This window comes from Paenarthrobacter sp. NyZ202 (genome assembly GCF_049860755.1).
Classification (GTDB): Bacteria; Actinomycetota; Actinomycetes; order Actinomycetales; family Micrococcaceae; genus Arthrobacter.
Window position 1 is genome coordinate 843,728 of sequence record NZ_CP187556.1, and the last position, 18,024, is coordinate 861,751.

Genomic DNA, 18,024 nt, shown 5'->3' on the forward strand with positions numbered 1-18,024 from the left:
CTATACCGTCCTGATTCGGGGGTTGATGAGCAGGTAAAGAAGGTCCACCACGATGTTCACCAGAACGAAGGTGACCGAGATGGTGAGCACCACGCCCTGGACCAGGTTCACGTCCAGGTTGGTGATGCCGTTGAGGATCAGCTGGCCCATGCCGGGCAGGGCGAAGATCATTTCAATCACGACGGCGCCACCCAGCAGGTAGCCGACGCGAAGTCCCAGCACGGTCACCGGGGTGACGAGGGCGTTGCGGAGCACGTTCTTGGAGACGACCTCCCGGTAAGGCACTCCGTTGCCGATGGCGGTACGGACGTAGTCGCGGTCGAGTTCTTCCACCATGGATGTCCGGACCACGCGGATCAGGGAGGCGGAGACGGGAATGCCGAGTGCCAGGGCCGGCAGCGCCATCGAGTTGAGCCAACCGCCGAAGCCGGATTCCGGCGTCGCAATGCCGCCCGAGGGGAACATCGGGTTCTCGCCGAGCGCGAACCACTGGATAAGGAGGATGCCGAGCCAGAACGACGGCGTAGCGATTGCGGCGATCGAGAAGACCCGGACCAGTTGGTCCTGCCATTTGTCGCGGTACAGGGCTCCGATGATGCCGAACGCCAAGGAGACGACGATCGCGATCAGCACACCAAGGAAGGTCAGCTGAAGAGTGAGCGGAAAGGCCGAGCCGATCATGGAAGCGACCGACTTGGCCGGGGGAGTAGTGACTCCGAGGTCGAACTGCAGGAGCTTGCCGAGGAAACGGAAGTACTGCAGGACCAGGGGATCGTTGAGGCCGTTCTCCTGGCGGTACTGCTGCTTCGCTTCTTCGCTGGCGCCGTCACCGAGGGCCGAGCTGGCCTGGTCGCCGGGAGCGGCCTGCAGGACGAGGAAGACGAGCAACGTGATGCCCAGGATCATCAATGGCAATGCTGCAAGTCTGCGGCCGAGCAGACGCAATATCGTGACCAATTTGTTCTCCGGTTGATAGGGGTTTGCGTGGCCCGCTGTGCGCGTTATGTGGGGGTTTTAGCGCGTTCAGCGGGCCCCGCAAAGGTCTGGGGGACCGCCTAGGCGGTACGTCCGACGTCGACAAACGACAGGCCCGTGGTGGGCAGCGGCTTGAAGCCGTTGAGCTTCTTCTCGTCCCAGGCGCTGGGCAGCTGGCGGTGGAAGATCGGGTAGAGCGGAACTTCTTCGGAAACCAGGTCCACGATCTCGCCCACCGTCTTCTTGGCGTCGTCGCCTGACGCCTGTGAACCCTTGTTCATGAGGTCCTGGAGCTTGGCGCGCTCCGGGGTGGTCCAGAAGGCGCGCTTTTCCATCCACGTGGCGCCGGAGTAGAACCAGCTCAGGAGCAGGTCCGCGTCATTGCCGAAGACAGAAGGATCGCCGGGGGCGGCCACGACCGAGTAGTCGCCCTTGCCCACACGGTCCGTGTACATGGCGCCCGACTGCAGGTTCTTGACCGTGACCTTGACGCCCGGGATCTTGTTCCAGGATTCGAGGATGAGCGGAGCCACGTCCTTGACCCACGCTGTGTCGGTGGTGAGGAGTTCGAACTCGAGGTTGGTGACGCCGGCCTGCTTCAGCAGGTCCGCAGCCTTGGACGCGTCGTAGCCGTAGACGTTCTTGGCCTTGACGTAGTCCGGGTGGCCTTCCTGGAAGTAGGAGCTGGCGGCCTTGGCGTTACCGAACAGGGCCTTCTTGATGATGGCCTCCTTGTCCATGCCGTAATGCAGGGCCTGGCGCACCAGTTTGTTGTCGAACGGTGCCTTGGCGCAGTTGAACATGAGGAACAGCAGGCCGAAGGACTGGACGGACTCGACCTTGACCTTGGACTTCAGGCCATCCACATCCAGGTACGGAACGTCCTCGATGGCCTGGACACGGCCGGACTGGACCGCCGTGACACGGGCGGCAGCGTCGGAGAGCAGCAGCCAGTTCATCCCCTTGGCCAACGCAGGCTTGGGGCCGTTGTAGTCGGCGAAAGCCTCGAACACGATCTTGTCGTCCTTGACCGCGGAGACCAGCTTGTACGGGCCGGAACCCACCGGCTTGGCGTCGAAGGCCTTGAGGTCCGTGGCAAGAGCCTTGGGGACAATCTTGACCACGGAGATGCGCGGCCCGAAGCCCGGGAAGGCGTACTTGAGGGTGAATTCCACCGTCTTGGCGTCCACCGGCTTGACGTCCTGGATGAACGGGATGAACTGGGAGAACAGGGACTTGTTGGCCGGGTCCATCACTCGGGTGAAGGAGAAGGCTACGTCCTCTGTGGTTACGGGGGAGCCGTCGTGGAACTTGGCGCCGTCGCGGATGGTCACCTGGTAGGTGGTGTCGTTGACCTTCTTGGGGTCGGCCGCGGCCAGTGCGTTGTAGGGCTCTCGCGTAGCCGGGTGCAGTTCGATGAGGCCTTCGAAGATGTGCAGGTTGGCCGCCATCGGGGTGGCGCCGGAGGAGCTCAGTGGGTCGAAGCCGGTGGAGAGGGCGTAGGAGATGCCCGCCTCGATGATGAGGTCCTTGTTGACTGCCGCGGTGTTGGTCTGGTTGCTGGTAGTGGTGCTGGCAGCGCCGCCGCACGCGGAAAGTGTTGCCGTGAAGGCGGCCGCTGCACCAACTGCGCCGCTTAGCTTCAGGAAGTTCCGGCGGCTGGCGTCGTTGACCAGCGGCAGGCTGTTGATCGTCTTGCTCATAGGGTGCCTCACCATTCGAGTTATGTGGGTTATCGGATGTAGGACGTCCGATGCTCGTAGTGAAACTGTAAGGGCGGTCACAACGGAACGTCAAGCGAGATTTCCTGCTGGGAGGGCGTGCCCCTGGTCGGCGATCAATGGCCAAAGGCAGCATTGGCGGGAATTCCTGCGAATTCCCGCGACATACTTATCAAGGACATGGGACATCCGATATTGTATGTTGCGAGTCAGTCATTCTGTGGTGGGCACTAAGCTCGCCTCAATATTAACACCGCACCTGCCCGGCCCCGCCGGCTCACGGGTGCCTTGGCAAGGAGAGCGCCATGACAACTTCCGGTGTGGTTCCGCAGGCGCGGTTCAGCGCACAGGCCCGGCTGCGTGCGTTGCAGTCGGACATTATGGAGCTGATCCTTGAGCGCGAGCTTGAGGCGGGCGATCCTTTGCCGACGGAGAGCGAACTGTCAGTAGCCCTTGGCGTTGGCCGGAACACCCTGCGCGAGTCCCTCAAGGTTCTGCAGGCGCTTGGCGTCATTGAGATCCGGCATGGTTTTGGCATGTTCGTCGCCCCCAGTAACTTCGATGCGCTCGCCGACGGACTCACCTTCCGCGGCCGTTTGTCCCTTCGCCACCAGGGCCTCGAAGCACTGCAACTCGTGGACGTCCGCCAGGCACTGGAATCCGGCCTGATTGGTTCCTCCATCGACGTCATGACCCCCGGGCAGCTGTCCTCCATCGAGGAATCCGTCAAGCAAATGGAAGAGCTTGCCGCCGCCGGGGAGAACTTCGTGGCAGCCGACGCAGAGTTCCACCGCCGCCTCTTCGAACCCCTCAACAACGAACTGCTCATCAACCTCATGGGCGTTTTCTGGAAGGTCTACCGGAAGATCCACGTGGAGATCGGTGCCGGTAATGAGGACTTGGTGAAAACTGCGGCGATCCACCGCAACATCTACGCGGCCGTCGCCAAGGGAGACAAGGTCCTGGCTGCTGAACTCCTCAACCGCCACTTCGACGGCATCCGCCGCCGCATCAGCGAAGCAGTGGGCGAGTAACGCACCCAACACAAGGGCCGCCGTCGTACTTTTCACCAAAGTACGACGGCGGCCGCTTCCGTTTCTGCGCGCCCGTCACCTTCCCGCCCCCGTCACCCAACTGGGTCGCAGTTAAGCGCGTTTTGAGCCGTCAAAACGCGCACTAATGCGACCTACTTGGGTGGGGTGCCGCGCCAACCGGCCACGAGGACCGCGCGAAGGTAGTCGTACCGGAAATCGTTGATGTTTCCGATGTCAGAGAGCGCGGCGATCCGGTGGGGGAGGGCCGTGCCCGTCAATGCACCGACGCCGAACAGGTAGGCCCACTCGTGGAACCCTGCGGGCTTGTCAGGGAGGACCTGGCGCATCACTTTGATGAAGTCGCGGGCCATGGGGTCGAAGTAATCGGCAAGGATGCCGCGCTCGTAGGCAGCGGGATCCGAAGCCTCGCGAAGGACCAGACGCGCGAAAAGCTTGCCGTCCGGGGTCTCCTGGGCCTTCAACGTTGGCAGGAGGAAGGCTTCGACGATTTTCTCAAGGGCATCCGGGGCTGAGGTGTCCACCCCGAGGACCTCCCTGCGGCGCTCCTCGTTGAGGTGTTGGTAGCGGGCGAACACGGCCCTGTAGAGATCCAGTTTGGTGGCGAAGTGGTAGATCACCAGCGGAGCGGTCGTTCCGATCTCTTCCGCGACGGCGCGCATGGTAGTGGCCTCGAAGCCGCGGTCCGCAAACATCCTGACGGCGATATCCAGGATCTGCTCCCGCCTGCGCGTCCCGGCGGTGTTTCCCTGCACTTCTGTGGACATGCGCTCCACCCTATCTCGCCGGGCCCGGCATCCATTGACACAAGTTGAATGGGTGTATAAATTCTATCCCAACAGAAACTGAACGGGTGTATAAGTTCTGTCTCGCGTCGGGCACCGTCGCCCGCTTCAGAAGGGATTTCCACCATGAGACGTGGAACCAAATGGTTCATCCTCCTTGGGTCATTCGTGATCTACCTCTTCGATGCCCTCGAAATCGCTGTGCTCTCCTTCGCCCTCCCGGCCATTACCAAAGAGCTGGGTCTGACGCCCCAAGCCGGGGGACTGCTGGCAACCGCAACACTCCTGGGCATGGGTTGCTCCAGCGTCATTACGGGATGGCTGGCCGATAACCGGGGCCGTCGGCTTGCCCTCATCGTGTCCATGACGGTGTTTGTGGCACTGACCTCCGCCCTGTTCGTCGTGCCCAATTACGGGGTTTTCGTGGCCCTCCGCTTCCTGGCCGGCATCGGGCTCGGCGGCGTATGGTCCGTACTGTCGACCTACATCGTCGAGTCATGGCCTCCATCGCAGCGTGGCCGGGCTGTTGCGTTCGTCCTGGCGGCGTACCCCCTCGGCGGAGCCACTGCAGCCTTGGTCGCCGGTGTATTCATGCCGGACTGGAGGCTGTTGTTCCTGGTGACGGGCCTGTCCGCGTTGCTGCCGCTGCTCATGGTGGTGTTCTTCTTTCCCGAGTCGAAGGCTTGGCTGGACGAGCGCGCGGTGCGGCTTTCCGCCGTCGAGGGCGAATCCGGCAACGTGACCACCAGGGAATTGTTCACGGGTCCGTACCGGCGACGCACCATCATCGCCACCCTCGTGGCTGTTTGCGCCTTTGTGGGGTTTTACGGTGCGTCGACGTGGATGCCGAGCTACTTGTCAACGGAGCGCGGTCTGGATCCCAGGCAAGTCAGCGTGTTCATGACCATCCTGAACCTGGGGATGTTCCTTGGCTATCTCGCCTTCGGCTGGGTGGCGGACAGGATCGGGCGCCGCAACGCGATCATCCTCTCCCTCACAGGCACCGGACTCCTGATTCCCCTCTACGGACTGGTCACCAACCAGTCAGTCCTGCTCTGGATGGGGCCGCTGTACGCGTTCTTCATGACCTTCGCGGGCCTTTTCGGGTCCTACCTGGGCGAGCTGTACCCCACCAGGATCCGTACGACGGGGGCCGGATTCTGCTTCAACATCGGCCGTGGCATCGCAGCGTTCGCGCCGTTGGCGATGGGAGGAATCGCCGCTTCCTGGGGCTTTTCATCAGGGCTCATCCTTTCCGGCGCGGTGTTCCTTGCAGGCGGGGCGCTTATGTTCTTCCTGCCGCGGACGGGCGCTGCTCCGGAAGCTATCCACAACGAACAGAAGGAACCGGCGCACCATGCCTAAGCTCGTAGATCTTTCCGTCAGCCTTAAGGCGAACATCGCCTCCGACCCGCCGGGACTCACTCCGGAAATCCAATACTTCACGCACAGGCAAACTGCGAAGGATCTTGTATCCTACTTTCCCGGCATGGGCGAGGCCGATCTGCCCGGCGAAGAAGGCTGGGCCATCGAGCGGGTAACGGCAACCACCCATACGGGTACCCATCTGGACGCCCCATACCACTACGCCTCCACAATGGATGGCGGAGCCCGGGCCATCACCATCGATGAAGTCCCCTTGGAATGGTGCTTCGGCCGGGGAGTGAAGCTCGACTTCCGCGCGTTGGACGACGGATACGTCGCCACTGCGGCAGATGTCGAGACTGAACTTGCAAGGATCGGCCATGAGTTGGCACCCGGGGATATCGTGGTGGTCAACACGGCCGCGGGCTCGAGGTACGGCATGGACGACTACCTCTCCACAGGCTGTGGCATGGGTCGGGAGGCGACACTCTTCCTCACCAGCCGGGGCGTGAGGGTTACGGGCACCGACGCCTGGAGCTGGGACGCTCCTTTCATCCACACGGCCAAGCGGTACATCGAGACCGGCGACAGCTCCCTCATCTGGGAAGGCCACAAGGCCGGTAGGGAGATCGGCTACTGCCACATTGAGAAACTGCATAATCTGGAGGTCCTGCCCAGTACCGGATTCCGGATCTCCTGCTTCCCCGTAAAAATCCACGGTGCCTCCGCCGGCTGGACCCGGGCGGTAGCGATTCTCGATGACGAGGCCGTGGCGTGAAGTTCTTCCGGTTAATGCACGACGGCGTTCCGCGCCTTGGGCTGACAGACGACACCTTGGTTGCGGGGCGGCTTTTTGAGGAGGGGCTGAACGTTTTCGATGTCCTGGAACGGCCCTGGACTGCACCGTCCGGTGATGTTGTGGATTTGGGGTCCGAACTCCTGCCGCCCTTTGATGTGACCTCCATCAGGGACTTCATCACGTTCGAGCAGCATACGGTTGGCGCTTTGCGTTCCGTAGCGGTGGATAAGGGCGTTCCTCCGGCGTGGTTTGACGCTCCGGCGTTCTATTTCACCAACCCGCATGCCGCGATAGGTCACAACGGTGTGGTTCCGGTGGCGCCGGGATCGCAGCAGTTCGACTGTGAACTTGAGGTGGCGGCAGTCATCGGAAAAGACGGGTTCAACCTGTCCGTGGAGGAAGCAGAGGAGCACATCGCCGGGTACATGATCCTCAATGACTGGTCAGCCCGGGACCTCCAGCGTGCCGAGATGACGGTTGGGCTGGGTCCGGCGAAGGGCAAGGACACGGCGACGTCCTTGGGGCCGCTCTTTGTGACCAAGGATGAGTTGGTGGATGTTGTTTCGGATGGCTTCTTGAAGCTGGCCATGTCAGTGGCCATCAACGGGGAGGTCCTGGCTGCCGATTCCTTGGCCAACATGGCGTGGTCATTTCCCGAGCTGGTGGCCTACGCCAGCAGGGGAACCTGGGTCCGGCGCGGGGACATCCTGGGCTCTGGAACCAGTGGTGGCGGGTGCCTGGCGGAATTCTGGGGCTGGCAGGGTTCCCTGACGCCGCCCGCGCTTGTGCCTGGGGATGTTGTGAGCTTGACCGTGGAGCGACTTGGGACGCTGACGAACGTTGTGGGAGAAGCTCCGCCGGTCCAGCCGGTCCCCGGGGCACGCCGCAGGGGATATACGCCGCCAACGCCTTTCGAGCCCTGACCCCGCGGAGGGCCGAGCCCTGACCCCGCGGAGCGCCGGGCCCTAACCCCGCGGAGCGCCGACGGCAAGGCAAGGCACCTGACCCGGGCGTCGCCGTCGTGCCTTTACCTACGCCGTCAGCACCCAACCAAGTCGCACTTGTGCGCGTTTAGCCGGCTCAAAACGCGCACAACTGCGACCTGGTTGGGTGCTCGGTTAGTACGCAGGGGAAAGAAAAAGACCCGCACCGGCGAACCGGTGCGGGTCTTCATTTGTGCGCCCAAAGGGATTCGAACCCCTGACCTTCTGTTCCGTAGACAGACGCTCTATCCAGCTGAGCTATGGGCGCATTTCGCGTGATTCGCGGCGGTCTGTTTCTCTGACCCCCTCGAACCTCAATAAACTTTACAGAAGTTCATGTGAAGTTCCAAATCGAGAAGCTGTAATCTGCGCAACTAGACCGGTCTACGTGACCTTTGTCACTTAAATACGCTTCCTCGAAGCCAAGATCCTTGAATTCCCGGGGTTTTGCTCTTCGTTCCTTTGCAGATCAGATGTCTGACAAGCCCAATGGTCTGGTCCGCGGCCCCTATCGTTTAGGACACACCACTGAACCCGAGGAAGGGAACCGCAATGGGCGATCTGGCGCGACTGCCGCTGCTTGAGAAGGCACCTACTACGCATGCACGCCTTCTGGCTTGGGTTGAGGAAGTTGCTGAACTGACCCAGCCGGACCGCATCCACTGGGTTGACGGCAGCGAAGCAGAGAACAAGAAGCTGACCGACGAGCTCGTCGAGGCTGGAACTCTGAAGCGCCTGAACCCGGAGACGTTCCCCAACTCCTTTGCCGCGTTCTCCGATCCCGCAGACGTTGCCCGTGTTGAAGAGCAGACCTTCATCTGCTCCGAAAACGAGCGCGATGCCGGCTTCACCAACAACTGGATGGCGCCGGAGGAGATGAAGAAGAAGCTTCGCGGCCTGTTCGCCGGCTCCATGCGCGGCCGCACCATGTACGTCATTCCATTCGTCATGGGCCACCTGGATGCCGAAGACCCCAAGTTCGGCGTTGAGATCACCGACTCCGCCTACGTGGTGGCCTCCATGCGCATCATGGCCCGCATCGGCTCGGATGTCCTCGAGCGCATCACACAGACCGACGCCTTCTTCGTGCCGGCCCTGCACTCCCTTGGCGCTCCGCTGGAGCCCGGCCAGGCCGATGTTGCCTGGCCCTGCAACCCGGAGAAGTGGATCGTGCACTTCCCTGAAGAGCGCTCCATCTGGTCCTTCGGTTCCGGCTACGGCGGAAACGCCCTGCTGGGCAAGAAGTGCTACGCGCTCCGCATCGCCTCCGTGATGGCCCGCGATGAGGGATGGCTGGCAGAGCACATGCTGATCCTCAAGCTGACCTCCCCGGAACAGAAGACGTACTACGTCTCCGCTGCGTTCCCGTCCGCCTGCGGCAAGACCAACCTTGCGCTCCTCGATCCCACCATCAAGGGCTGGAAGGTGGAGACCCTTGGCGACGACATCACGTGGATGCGCTTCGGCAAGGAAGGCGAACTCCGGGCCGTCAACCCTGAAGCCGGCCTGTTTGGCGTCGCTCCGGGCACCGGCTGGGGCACCAACCCCAACGCCATGCGCGCCATCGCCAAGGGCAACAGCATCTTCACCAACGTCGCGCTGACCGACGACGGTGGAGTCTGGTGGGAAGGCATGACCGAGGAGACCCCGGCGCACCTGACCGACTGGCAGGGCAACTCCTGGACTCCGGATTCGGAAACCCCGGCTGCGCACCCGAACTCACGCTTCTGCACGCCGATCGACCAGATCGACATGCTGGCGGACGAGTACTACAGCCCCGACGGTGTGGAGCTCTCGGCGATCCTGTTCGGTGGCCGCCGCAAGACCACCATCCCGCTGGTCACCGAGGCCCGCGACTGGTCCAACGGCATCTTCATGGGCTCCACCCTTTCGTCGGAGACCACTGCTGCTGCCGCCGGCGCCGTTGGCGTTGTCCGCCGCGACCCCATGGCCATGCTCCCGTTCATCGGTTACGACGCGGGCGACTACCTGAACCACTGGGTCAACCTGTCGGCCAAGGGCAACCCCGGGCGACTGCCGAAGATCTTCCTGGTCAACTGGTTCCGGCGCACGGCCGAGGGTGGCTTCGCCTGGCCCGGATTCGGTGACAACGCACGCGTGCTCAAGTGGGCCATCGAGCGCCTTGAAGGGAAGGCCGACGCCGTGGAGACCCCGATCGGCTTCGTCCCGACCGGAGACTCAATCGACCTTGAGGGCCTGGACATGACCCCGGCCGAGGTTGAGTCAGCGGTCCGCGTTGACGCTGACGAGTGGGCTGCAGAGCTGGCTTCCATCGAGGAATGGTTCGCCAACTTCGGCGGTTCGCTCCCGGCAGCACTGCAGTCTGAACTGGACGGCCTCAAGAAGCGTCTGGCCTAGACCTCTTAGGGACAACGGCGTCCCTAAGTGAACGACGGCGGCCTGTCACCTTTCGCTGGAAAGGTGACAGGCCGCCGTCGTTGGTTTTTCTAGTTGGCAAGCCAGACGTCCGGTCCGAAAACCTCGTAATGGATGCGGGTGGCGGGGATGCCGGCTTCAATCGCTTCGTCGCGGATCTTCTTCATGAAAGGCAGCGGCCCGCACAAGTAGAGCGAGGCGCCGGCCGGCAGGTCCACCTCGCGCAGCGACATGAAGCCGGCATTGGCTCCGGGTTCCGGGGACTCCAGCCAGAGGTGCAACCGGGCATCGATCTTCGCGGCGTCCGCAGTCATCTGGCCGCTCAGGGCCCAACTGTCCATGGACCGCTCGGCGTGGAGGACCAGGATGTCGCGGTCCGATCCGGCGTCTGCGAGCGAGCGCAGGATCGACGCCGTAGGGGTGCATCCGATTCCCGCCGAGGCAAGGACAACCGGTCCCTCCCCGTCCTTGAGCGTGATTTCGCCATACGGGTTGGAAATCTCAAGAACGTCACCAGGTTCGACGGCGGTGTGCAGGGCGGTGGACACCTCGCCGCCGTCGTTGAGTTTGGTGGTGAAGACCCGGCTGGTTCCCGCGCCGCCGGTGAGTGAGTACTGGCGGACCTGGCGGAGGCCGTCCGGCAGTGCCACCTTGACGCTGATGTATTGGCCGGGCTTGGCTTCGGTAACCGGCGTATCATCAGCAGGTTCAAGTGTGAATGTCATGCAATCCTTGCCGGCCGCCTCCTTGGATACCACCCGCCATGGCATCCACAGGTGGGTGTTGGCCTGGGACGCATAGAGGTCCTTTTCCAGCTTGATGAGGGCGTCGGCCATGAGCCAGTAAACCTCGGTCCAGGCTTCGGCGATTTCCGGCGTGATGACGTCAGCGAGGTCGGCCGCGATGGCTGCGAAAAGGTGCTCGTAAACTACCCCGTACTGTTCCTCGACGATACCCAGGGATGCGTGCTTGTGGGCGATCCGCGAAAGAACCCTCTCCGGAAGGGTGCCTGGATTGTCGACCAGGTGGGAGGCGAACGCCGCGATGCTTCCCGCCAGCGCTTTCTGCTGCTCGCCGGAGCGCTGGTTGGATCGGCTGAACAGGCCGTCCAGCAGCTCGGGATGCGCGGAGAAGAGGCGGTTGTAGAAGTCTGTGGTGATGGCACCTATCCGTGATCCGACCAGTGGGAGAGTGGCTTCAATGATGGGGCGGGATTTTTCCGAGAGCATGGTTCTCCTGACGTTGGTATCCGGCCGGGTTGTCCGGACCATCCGAATACAAGTATTTCTAATGCTTGTATTCACAGCTCAATTTCTACGCCCTGTAGAAGGGTTATGCAAGTTGAGTCCGCCAAGCGCGGTCCGATCAGGAAGGGGGCGGCCGATCAGGACGGCGCGGGCCGATCAAGACGGGAGGGCCGGGGCTGCCTGTGGTGAGGTTGCCGGTTCTCCTGCAGACGCGTGTTGGAATTCGGGACGCAGGCCGATGGTTTGAAAGACCGGAGCCATCTGGCGCGCATGGGGCAAAGAGGAAATGACTACGGCATCGAGCTCGCGGTAGAAGGCTTCTCGTGCACGTTTCATGGCATGGCGGAGCCCGCACTCGGTCAGGAGGGGGCAATCGCCATTGGGGGACTGGCACTCGGCCGGGTCCTGGCGGCTGTCAAGCTGCCTCAGGATCTGGCCGACGGTGGCCCGGCGGCCGGCGGTGTTCAAGCGTGAGCCGCCGAGCCTGCCCCTCTCAACATCAATCAAGCCCATCTCGCGCAGCCGGACCATGGCTTTGCTGACGTGGTTGTAAGGAGTGCCTACGGCATTGGCCACAGCCTGGGTGGTCAACAACGTGCCGTCCGGTGCGGCGGCAAGCACCATGACAGCGCGGAGGCTCACATCCGCGAAAGCATTGATTTTCATGGCTTTCCCTTACGTGACGAGGTCTAGTCCACCCAGATCGTCGGCTCGTGGGTGTCGGGCTCCATTGCTCCAAAAGTGAACCCGTCTTCTGTTTCATGATAGGGAACTATCGCTGCCAGCACGCCACCGTCGCGGTGCTCCGCTGCTCCCGTAATCCCGTCCGATCCATGTTCCGGCAGGGTGACGTCGTAGGCAATGGCTACCGCGCGGTAGTCGTCCCGGCCTTGGCGGAGGAGGTGCTGAACGTCGTCCAGCATCTGCCCGGCATCGAGCTCGCCGTTCTCGTCCGGCTCGTTGGGCGTCACCATGACGATCCTGAGTTCACCGTCATGGGACAGTGTGATGCCGAAGGGAAGGAATCCACCGTTCTGGAGCAGGTGTTCCTGCGCGGTGCCCAGGGCTGTACCAAGGGTCTCCCGGAGTTCACGCTCCTGGACGATCCCGGCATCTTCCGCGCCGGGCGTGGAGGTTTGCGTGTGGTCTTCGGCCGGATTCCCCGCTGCTTGAGGTGTTTGGCTCATGGTCTGTGTTCCTTATCCCCTGACGATGGCGAGGACGCGGTCGCGGATCTTTTCCATGGTGGGCTGGTCTTTGGCTTCGGCGTTCAGGCGCAGGAACGGTTCGGTGTTTGACGGGCGCAGGTTGAACCACCAGGATCCGTTCCTGGCGATGAAGGTGGACCCGTCCATGGTGTCGACGTCGATGTCTTCTGCGGCGAAGTCTTCACGTACGCGCGCGATCGCGCCGGCCTTGTCCTCGATCTCGGAGTTGATCTCACCGGAGGAGACATAGGGCTCATACTGCCGGCCCAGCTCCGACAGTGGCCCGTCCTGCTCACCCAACGCTGCGAGGACGTGCATCGCGGCAAGCATCCCGGTGTCGGCGTTCCAGAAATCGCGGAAGTAGAAGTGGGCCGAATGTTCGCCACCGAAAACTGCGCCTTCTTCGGCCATGACGGCCTTGATGAACGAGTGGCCCACACGGGTCCTGACTGCGCGGCCGCCATCAGCGGCGACAAGCTCGGGCACAGCCTTGGACGTGAGCAGATTGTGGATGATCACCGGGGTTTCTTCACCGGCTGCCTTGGCCCGGGCGATCTCCCGCCGGGCCACCAATGCGGTGATCGCGGACGGGGACACCGGCTGGCCCTTCTCATCGATCACGAAACAACGGTCGGCGTCGCCGTCAAAGGCCAGGCCGATATCCGCGCCGTGCTCGATCACCGCTGCCTGCAGGTCGCGGAGGTTCTCCGGCTCCAAAGGGTTGGCCGGGTGGTTGGGGAAAGAGCCATCAAGCTCGAAGTACAGCGGGACGATCTCGAAGGGCAGGGCAGGCAACAGCTTGTCACCGAGCACCGCGGGAGTGGTCAGCCCGGCCATGCCGTTGCCGGCATCCACAACGACCTTCAACCGGCGCGAACCGGACAGGTCCACCAGCTTGCGCAGGTACTCGGCATAACCCTTCAAGACATCCTGGACACCGATCTGCCCGCGCACGGCAGCGGCAGGAATGGAACCACTGTTCAAGTATTCCTCTGCCAGGGCCTGGATCTCCTTCAAACCCGTTTCCGAGGAGATCGGCACCGCACCGGCCTTGGCCATCTTGATCCCGTTGTACTCCGCCGGGTTGTGGCTTGCAGTGAACGTGACCCCGGCGGCGTTGAGCGCGCCGCTGGCGTAGTAGAGCTCATCCGTGGAAATAAGGTCCAGCAGCTGCACGTCCGCCCCACGGGTGGCAGCACCATTGGCAAACGACCGGCTGAACTCCGGGGAGGAAGGGCGCATGTCCCCGCCCACCAGGACGGTTTGGCCTTCCAGGCCAAGGACATCAACGAAGGCAGCACCCACGGCCTCAACGATTTCAGCCGTGATGGATTCCCCCACGATTCCCCGGACGTCATACGCCTTGAAGGAAGCCGAGAGGTCGAAATTCTGGTTCTGCTCGCTAGTCACGCGCTCAATCCTACTGCGGGAGGGCAATTCGGCAGGAACCGGGAGGAGCGCTTGTGGAAACCCGTTTTCCACATAGGCCGGTTGCAGGGTGATGGCTGTCGGGGCTGGCTGGAATACTGGAATCCATGGCCAATCACCCCTCGAACGCCGCCGCTTCCGTGCAAACATCTACCCGTCAGGACGCCCTGGCCTGCCTCCGGGAGCTGGTGGGACATCCAGAGGCGGACTTCCACGAGGGGCAGTTCGAGGCCATCGAAGCCCTGGTTGATGCCGGGCGAAGGACCCTGGTGGTGCAAAGGACCGGCTGGGGGAAGTCTGCGGTCTACTTCGTCTCGTCGCTGCTCCTGCGTCGCCGTGGTGCAGGTCCAACGCTGATCGTCTCGCCGTTGCTGGCCCTGATGCGGGACCAGGTCGCGGCGGCGGCGCGGGCGGGGGTCCGTGCGGTTGCAATCAACTCCGCGAACGCCCTTGAATGGGACACAGTCAGGGCACAGCTGGCCGCTGACGAGGTAGACGTACTCCTTGTCTCCCCGGAACGTCTGACCAACCCTGCCTTCAGGGAAAACCAGTTGCCGGAGTTAATCCGCCGGACGGGGTTGCTGGTCATTGATGAAGCCCACTGTATCTCGGACTGGGGACATGACTTCCGGCCCGACTACCGCCGGATCGCGGACCTCATCGCCCAACTTCCGGGGTCTGTCCCCGTGCTGGCAACCACCGCCACAGCCAACTCGCGTGTGGTGCACGATATTGAAGAACAGCTCGGAGCAGGAGTGCTGACCATTCGCGGGGCCTTGGGGCGGGAGTCCCTGCGGCTTGGCGTCCTCAAGCTGGCCAACTCCAGGGACCGCCTTGGGTGGCTTCTGACGCACGTGGGCGACCTTCCGGGAAGCGGCATCATCTATGCGCTCACGGTTTCCGCTGCAGAGGATACCGCCCGCCTGTTGTCCGAGGCCGGCCACAATGTGCTTCCGTATACCGGCCGAACTGATCCAGCGGACCGTGAGCGGGCCGAACAACTGCTTAAGGACAACCAGGTCAAGGCACTGGTGGCCACGTCCGCTTTGGGAATGGGATTCGACAAACCGGATCTGGGCTTCGTCGTCCACCTTGGCGCCCCGTCGTCCCCGGTTGCGTACTACCAGCAGGTGGGTCGCGCCGGTCGTGGCGCAGCAAACGCTGACGTCCTCCTGCTTCCGGGACCCGAGGACCGTGAGATCTGGCAGTACTTTGCGACAGCGTCCATGCCCTCCGAAGAAAAGGCCTCGGATGTCCTGCACGTCCTGTCGGAAGCAGGTGCGGCCATGTCCACGGTGGCACTGGAAGCCCGGGTGGACCTTCGCCGCACCCCGTTGGAACTCCTCCTCAAGGTTTTGGCCGTGGACGGAGCAGTGGAACGCGTAGGAGGCGGCTGGCGCTCAACAGGACACCCCTGGAGCTACGATGCTGAGCGGTACGCCCGAATCGCGGAGGCCCGCGTGGATGAGCAGGACTCGATGGTGATCTACCAGGACACCGCCGGTTGCCGCATGGAGTTCATCACGTCGGTGCTGGATGATCCTACGGCTGCTCCCTGCGGCCGTTGCGACAACTGCGCCGGCCGCTGGTTCCCGTCGGATATCGCCGACTCCGCCATGGATACAGCCGGCCAGACGCTGCGCCGGGCAGGAGTCGCAGTGGAGCCCCGGCTGCAGTGGCCCAGTGGCATGGACCGGCTGGGGGTCGCGGTGAAGGGAAAGATCAAGCCGGACACAAGCGTTTCGGAAGGACGCGTCCTTGCGCGGTTGACTGATCTGGGCTGGGGAGGTCCGCTGCGGGAGCTGTTTGCAGCAGGAGCGACAGACCGCGCTGTTGACCCCGCCATGTTGCAGGGCTGCGTCCAGGTGCTGCGCGAATGGTCCGGGGCCGAAGGCGGAACGCCGTGGAGCGGAGCCGGGCGCCCCGCCGCTGTGATCAGTATTCCCTCAAGAAGCAAGCCGCAGTTGGTGGCGACGTTGGCGGAAGGAATCGCAGGCATCGGCCGTATGCCGTATCTGGGTCAGCTCCAGCCCCAGTTCGGTGGACCCACGGGATCACGTGGCGGCAACAGTGCCTTCAGGCTCGCGGGAGTCTGGGACCGGTTGATCGTAGGGCCGGAGTTGGCCCACGCATTGACAGCGTTGCAGGGACAGCCTGTCCTCCTGGTGGATGACCTGATCGACTCACGGTGGACCATGACAGTGGCGGGAGGAGCGCTTCGGCATGCTGGGGCCGGCGCGGTGCTTCCACTGGCCCTGGCGCAGGCGGGATAGCGCCGGAATAGCGCGGGGATGCTGCGTGGCACCCGCTATGAACGCCCGTATGAACGTCCAACTGCAATGAAACCCTGCGATGAACGTCATGTTGTGATCGCTCCCACGCTGCCTCTATAGGATCTAGGCAAACCCGCATGAGCGGAGCGGACCACCCCAGAGATCCCGGACGGAAGTCATGAGTACACCTTCCAGCAGCACGGACGTCACAGCAGGACAGGAAGGCACCTGGCAGCCACGCCTGGCTTTGCTGGTGGCAGCGACGTTTTTCATGGAGTTCCTGGATGGCACAGTCCTGACCACGGCCATTCCCAGTATCGCCTCAGACTTCAACGTAGCTGCGGCGGATGTCAACATCACCATGACGGCATACCTGGTGACCGTGGCCATGGGTATTCCGCTCAGCAGTTGGCTGGCCGAGCGGATGGGCGCCCGAACGGTGTTCTGCGCGGCCATCGCGGTGTTCACGGTCGCATCCTTGCTATGCGCACTCAGCCAGGACTTGACCATGCTGACGCTGAGCCGCGTGGCCCAAGGAGCCGGTGGGGCGATGATGGTGCCGGTCGGGACCCTGGTGGTCCTCCGCGGCACGCCCAAGTCCGAGCTCCTGCGTGCCACCGCCTATCTGGTGTGGCCTGGCCTGCTTGCGCCCGTCCTCGCTCCGATGGTGGGCGGAGCCCTGACCACGTTCCTGTCCTGGCATTGGATCTTCCTCATCAACCTGCCGCTGGGCATCGCGGCGTTTATCGCAGCCCTCCGGTTGGTACCGGGCACCAAACCTCAGGGCAAGCGCAAGCTGGACTGGTTTGGCCTGCTGCTGACCACGCTGGGCGTTGGTGCCTTGGTGGTAGGCCTGGAAACCCTGGGCGGCCACGCGCCCGGGCTGCTGGCCGCCGTCGTGGTTGCTGCCGGAGTCCTCTCGCTGGGAGGTGCAGTCTGGTGGATGCGCAGGACCCGCGTGCCGCTGTTCAACCTCGGCGTCTTCCGGACCCGGACGTTCAGGGCGACGTCCACGGGTGGTTTCATTTACCGCCTGACCATCAGTTCCGTCCCGTTCCTGCTGCCCTTGATGTTCCAGGACGGGTTCGGGTGGGATCCCCTGAAGGCCGGGGTGATGGTGGCCGCCGTGTTCATCGGCAATATCGGCATCAAGCCAGCCACCACGCCCATCATTCGGCGTTTTGGCTTCAAGCCGGTGCTCGTGTTTGCCTCGCTGGCGTCGGCGGCAACCTTTGCCCTCTGCGCGTTCCTGACCCCGCAGACACCGGAACCCATCATCTTTGCGTTGCTTCTGTTCAGCGGGGCGTTCCGCTCCATAGGATTCTCCGCCTACGCCTCAGTGCAGTACGCGGACATCATCCCGGACGAGCTGCCCTCCGCCAACGCCATTTCCGCCACGCTGGTCCAACTGGCCGCAGGGGCAGGCATTGCGGTGGGCGCCCTGTTCCTGCGGTTGTTCGATACCGCCCCGGTCTTCGGCGCAGACCAGATTGCCGCCTACAAGGGCGCGTTCATTGCCATGGGGGTCCTGATGCTGGTGAGCGCCGCCGACAGCCTCGCCCTCCACCGCGATGCAGGTGCTGAGGTCAGCGCCGGGTCGGCCCGGAGGTAGCTTGCGGTGTCCAGCTGAAGCCCTCAGCGGACACCTGGAACGCAAAAGGTCCCGGTTCAAAAGAACCGGGACCAATTCGCGGAGACGGGGGGATTTGAACCCCCGGTCGAGTTTAACCCCGACCCTTCATTAGCAGTGAAGTCCATTCGGCCGCTCTGGCACGTCTCCAATCCGCTATT

General features: G+C 63.1%; 14 protein-coding genes and 2 tRNA genes. 7 read left to right on the top strand and 9 right to left on the bottom strand.

Features of this window, described 5'->3' with window-relative positions:
• Together ACPFL9_RS04105 and ACPFL9_RS04110 are read right to left on the bottom strand one after the other, a co-directional pair.
• Positions 1-906, bottom strand: coding sequence for an ABC transporter permease (locus ACPFL9_RS04105; RefSeq protein WP_144661656.1), 906 nt, complete (start codon positions 904-906; stop codon positions 1-3).
• A 149-nt stretch (positions 907-1,055) separates the two neighbouring features.
• Positions 1,056-2,678, bottom strand: a complete 1,623-nt coding sequence (locus tag ACPFL9_RS04110) for an ABC transporter substrate-binding protein (RefSeq protein ID WP_426006011.1) — start codon at positions 2,676-2,678, stop codon at positions 1,056-1,058.
• A gap of 323 nt (positions 2,679-3,001) precedes the next feature.
• Here ACPFL9_RS04110 and ACPFL9_RS04115 point away from each other — a divergent pair, with 323 nt between their 5' ends.
• Entirely contained in the window at positions 3,002-3,730 is a 729-nt protein-coding gene (locus ACPFL9_RS04115; RefSeq protein ID WP_426006012.1) for a FadR/GntR family transcriptional regulator, read from the top strand.
• 152 nt (positions 3,731-3,882) lie between these two features.
• Here the strand turns inward: ACPFL9_RS04115 and ACPFL9_RS04120 are convergent, their stop codons facing one another.
• Complete coding sequence (locus tag ACPFL9_RS04120) at positions 3,883-4,515, bottom strand: TetR/AcrR family transcriptional regulator (RefSeq protein ID WP_426006013.1); 633 nt, start codon at positions 4,513-4,515, stop codon at positions 3,883-3,885.
• Between the two features lie 144 nt (positions 4,516-4,659).
• Between ACPFL9_RS04120 and ACPFL9_RS04125 the strand changes: the two genes are divergently transcribed.
• The 3 genes from ACPFL9_RS04125 to ACPFL9_RS04135 are packed head-to-tail and all read left to right on the top strand — an operon-like array spanning position 4,660 to position 7,620.
• A complete protein-coding gene (locus ACPFL9_RS04125) occupies positions 4,660-5,898 on the top strand; it encodes an MFS transporter (RefSeq protein ID WP_426006014.1) in 1,239 nt (412 codons plus the stop codon).
• Positions 5,891-6,676, top strand: a complete 786-nt coding sequence (locus ACPFL9_RS04130) for a cyclase family protein (protein ID WP_426006015.1) — start codon at positions 5,891-5,893, stop codon at positions 6,674-6,676. Before ACPFL9_RS04125 ends, ACPFL9_RS04130 begins: the two co-directional genes overlap by 8 nt.
• Entirely contained in the window at positions 6,673-7,620 is a 948-nt protein-coding gene (locus ACPFL9_RS04135; protein WP_426006016.1) for a fumarylacetoacetate hydrolase family protein, read from the top strand. Before ACPFL9_RS04130 ends, ACPFL9_RS04135 begins: the two co-directional genes overlap by 4 nt.
• A gap of 254 nt (positions 7,621-7,874) precedes the next feature.
• Here ACPFL9_RS04135 and ACPFL9_RS04140 read toward each other — a convergent pair.
• Positions 7,875-7,948: transfer RNA gene (locus ACPFL9_RS04140), tRNA-Arg, on the bottom strand.
• A gap of 284 nt (positions 7,949-8,232) precedes the next feature.
• Between ACPFL9_RS04140 and ACPFL9_RS04145 the strand changes: the two genes are divergently transcribed.
• Positions 8,233-10,059 (top strand): phosphoenolpyruvate carboxykinase (GTP), encoded by a 1,827-nt coding sequence (locus ACPFL9_RS04145; protein ID WP_426006017.1) that lies wholly within the window; start codon positions 8,233-8,235, stop codon positions 10,057-10,059.
• Positions 10,060-10,148: 89 nt separating this feature from the next.
• Here the strand turns inward: ACPFL9_RS04145 and ACPFL9_RS04150 are convergent, their stop codons facing one another.
• The 4 genes from ACPFL9_RS04150 to ACPFL9_RS04165 all read right to left on the bottom strand — a co-directional run bounded on the left by ACPFL9_RS04150 (position 10,149) and on the right by ACPFL9_RS04165 (position 13,942).
• Positions 10,149-11,306, bottom strand: a complete 1,158-nt coding sequence (locus tag ACPFL9_RS04150; protein ID WP_426006018.1) for a globin domain-containing protein — start codon at positions 11,304-11,306, stop codon at positions 10,149-10,151.
• A 174-nt stretch (positions 11,307-11,480) separates the two neighbouring features.
• Positions 11,481-11,990: an RrF2 family transcriptional regulator gene (locus tag ACPFL9_RS04155; RefSeq protein WP_426006019.1), complete on the bottom strand. Its 510-nt coding sequence runs from the start codon at positions 11,988-11,990 to the stop codon at positions 11,481-11,483.
• Between the two features lie 23 nt (positions 11,991-12,013).
• On the bottom strand, positions 12,014-12,511 hold the full coding sequence (locus ACPFL9_RS04160; protein ID WP_426006020.1) for a hypothetical protein: 498 nt from the start codon (positions 12,509-12,511) through the stop codon (positions 12,014-12,016).
• 12 nt (positions 12,512-12,523) lie between these two features.
• Positions 12,524-13,942 (bottom strand): phosphomannomutase/phosphoglucomutase, encoded by a 1,419-nt coding sequence (locus ACPFL9_RS04165; RefSeq protein ID WP_426006021.1) that lies wholly within the window; start codon positions 13,940-13,942, stop codon positions 12,524-12,526.
• A gap of 125 nt (positions 13,943-14,067) precedes the next feature.
• Here ACPFL9_RS04165 and ACPFL9_RS04170 point away from each other — a divergent pair, with 125 nt between their 5' ends.
• Positions 14,068-16,233: a RecQ family ATP-dependent DNA helicase gene (locus ACPFL9_RS04170; protein ID WP_426006022.1), complete on the top strand. Its 2,166-nt coding sequence runs from the start codon at positions 14,068-14,070 to the stop codon at positions 16,231-16,233.
• A gap of 178 nt (positions 16,234-16,411) precedes the next feature.
• Positions 16,412-17,845 (top strand): MFS transporter, encoded by a 1,434-nt coding sequence (locus ACPFL9_RS04175; RefSeq protein ID WP_426006023.1) that lies wholly within the window; start codon positions 16,412-16,414, stop codon positions 17,843-17,845.
• A gap of 79 nt (positions 17,846-17,924) precedes the next feature.
• Here the strand turns inward: ACPFL9_RS04175 and ACPFL9_RS04180 are convergent.
• Positions 17,925-18,013 (bottom strand) — tRNA-Ser (locus ACPFL9_RS04180).
• Positions 18,014-18,024: the final 11 nt, after the last annotated feature.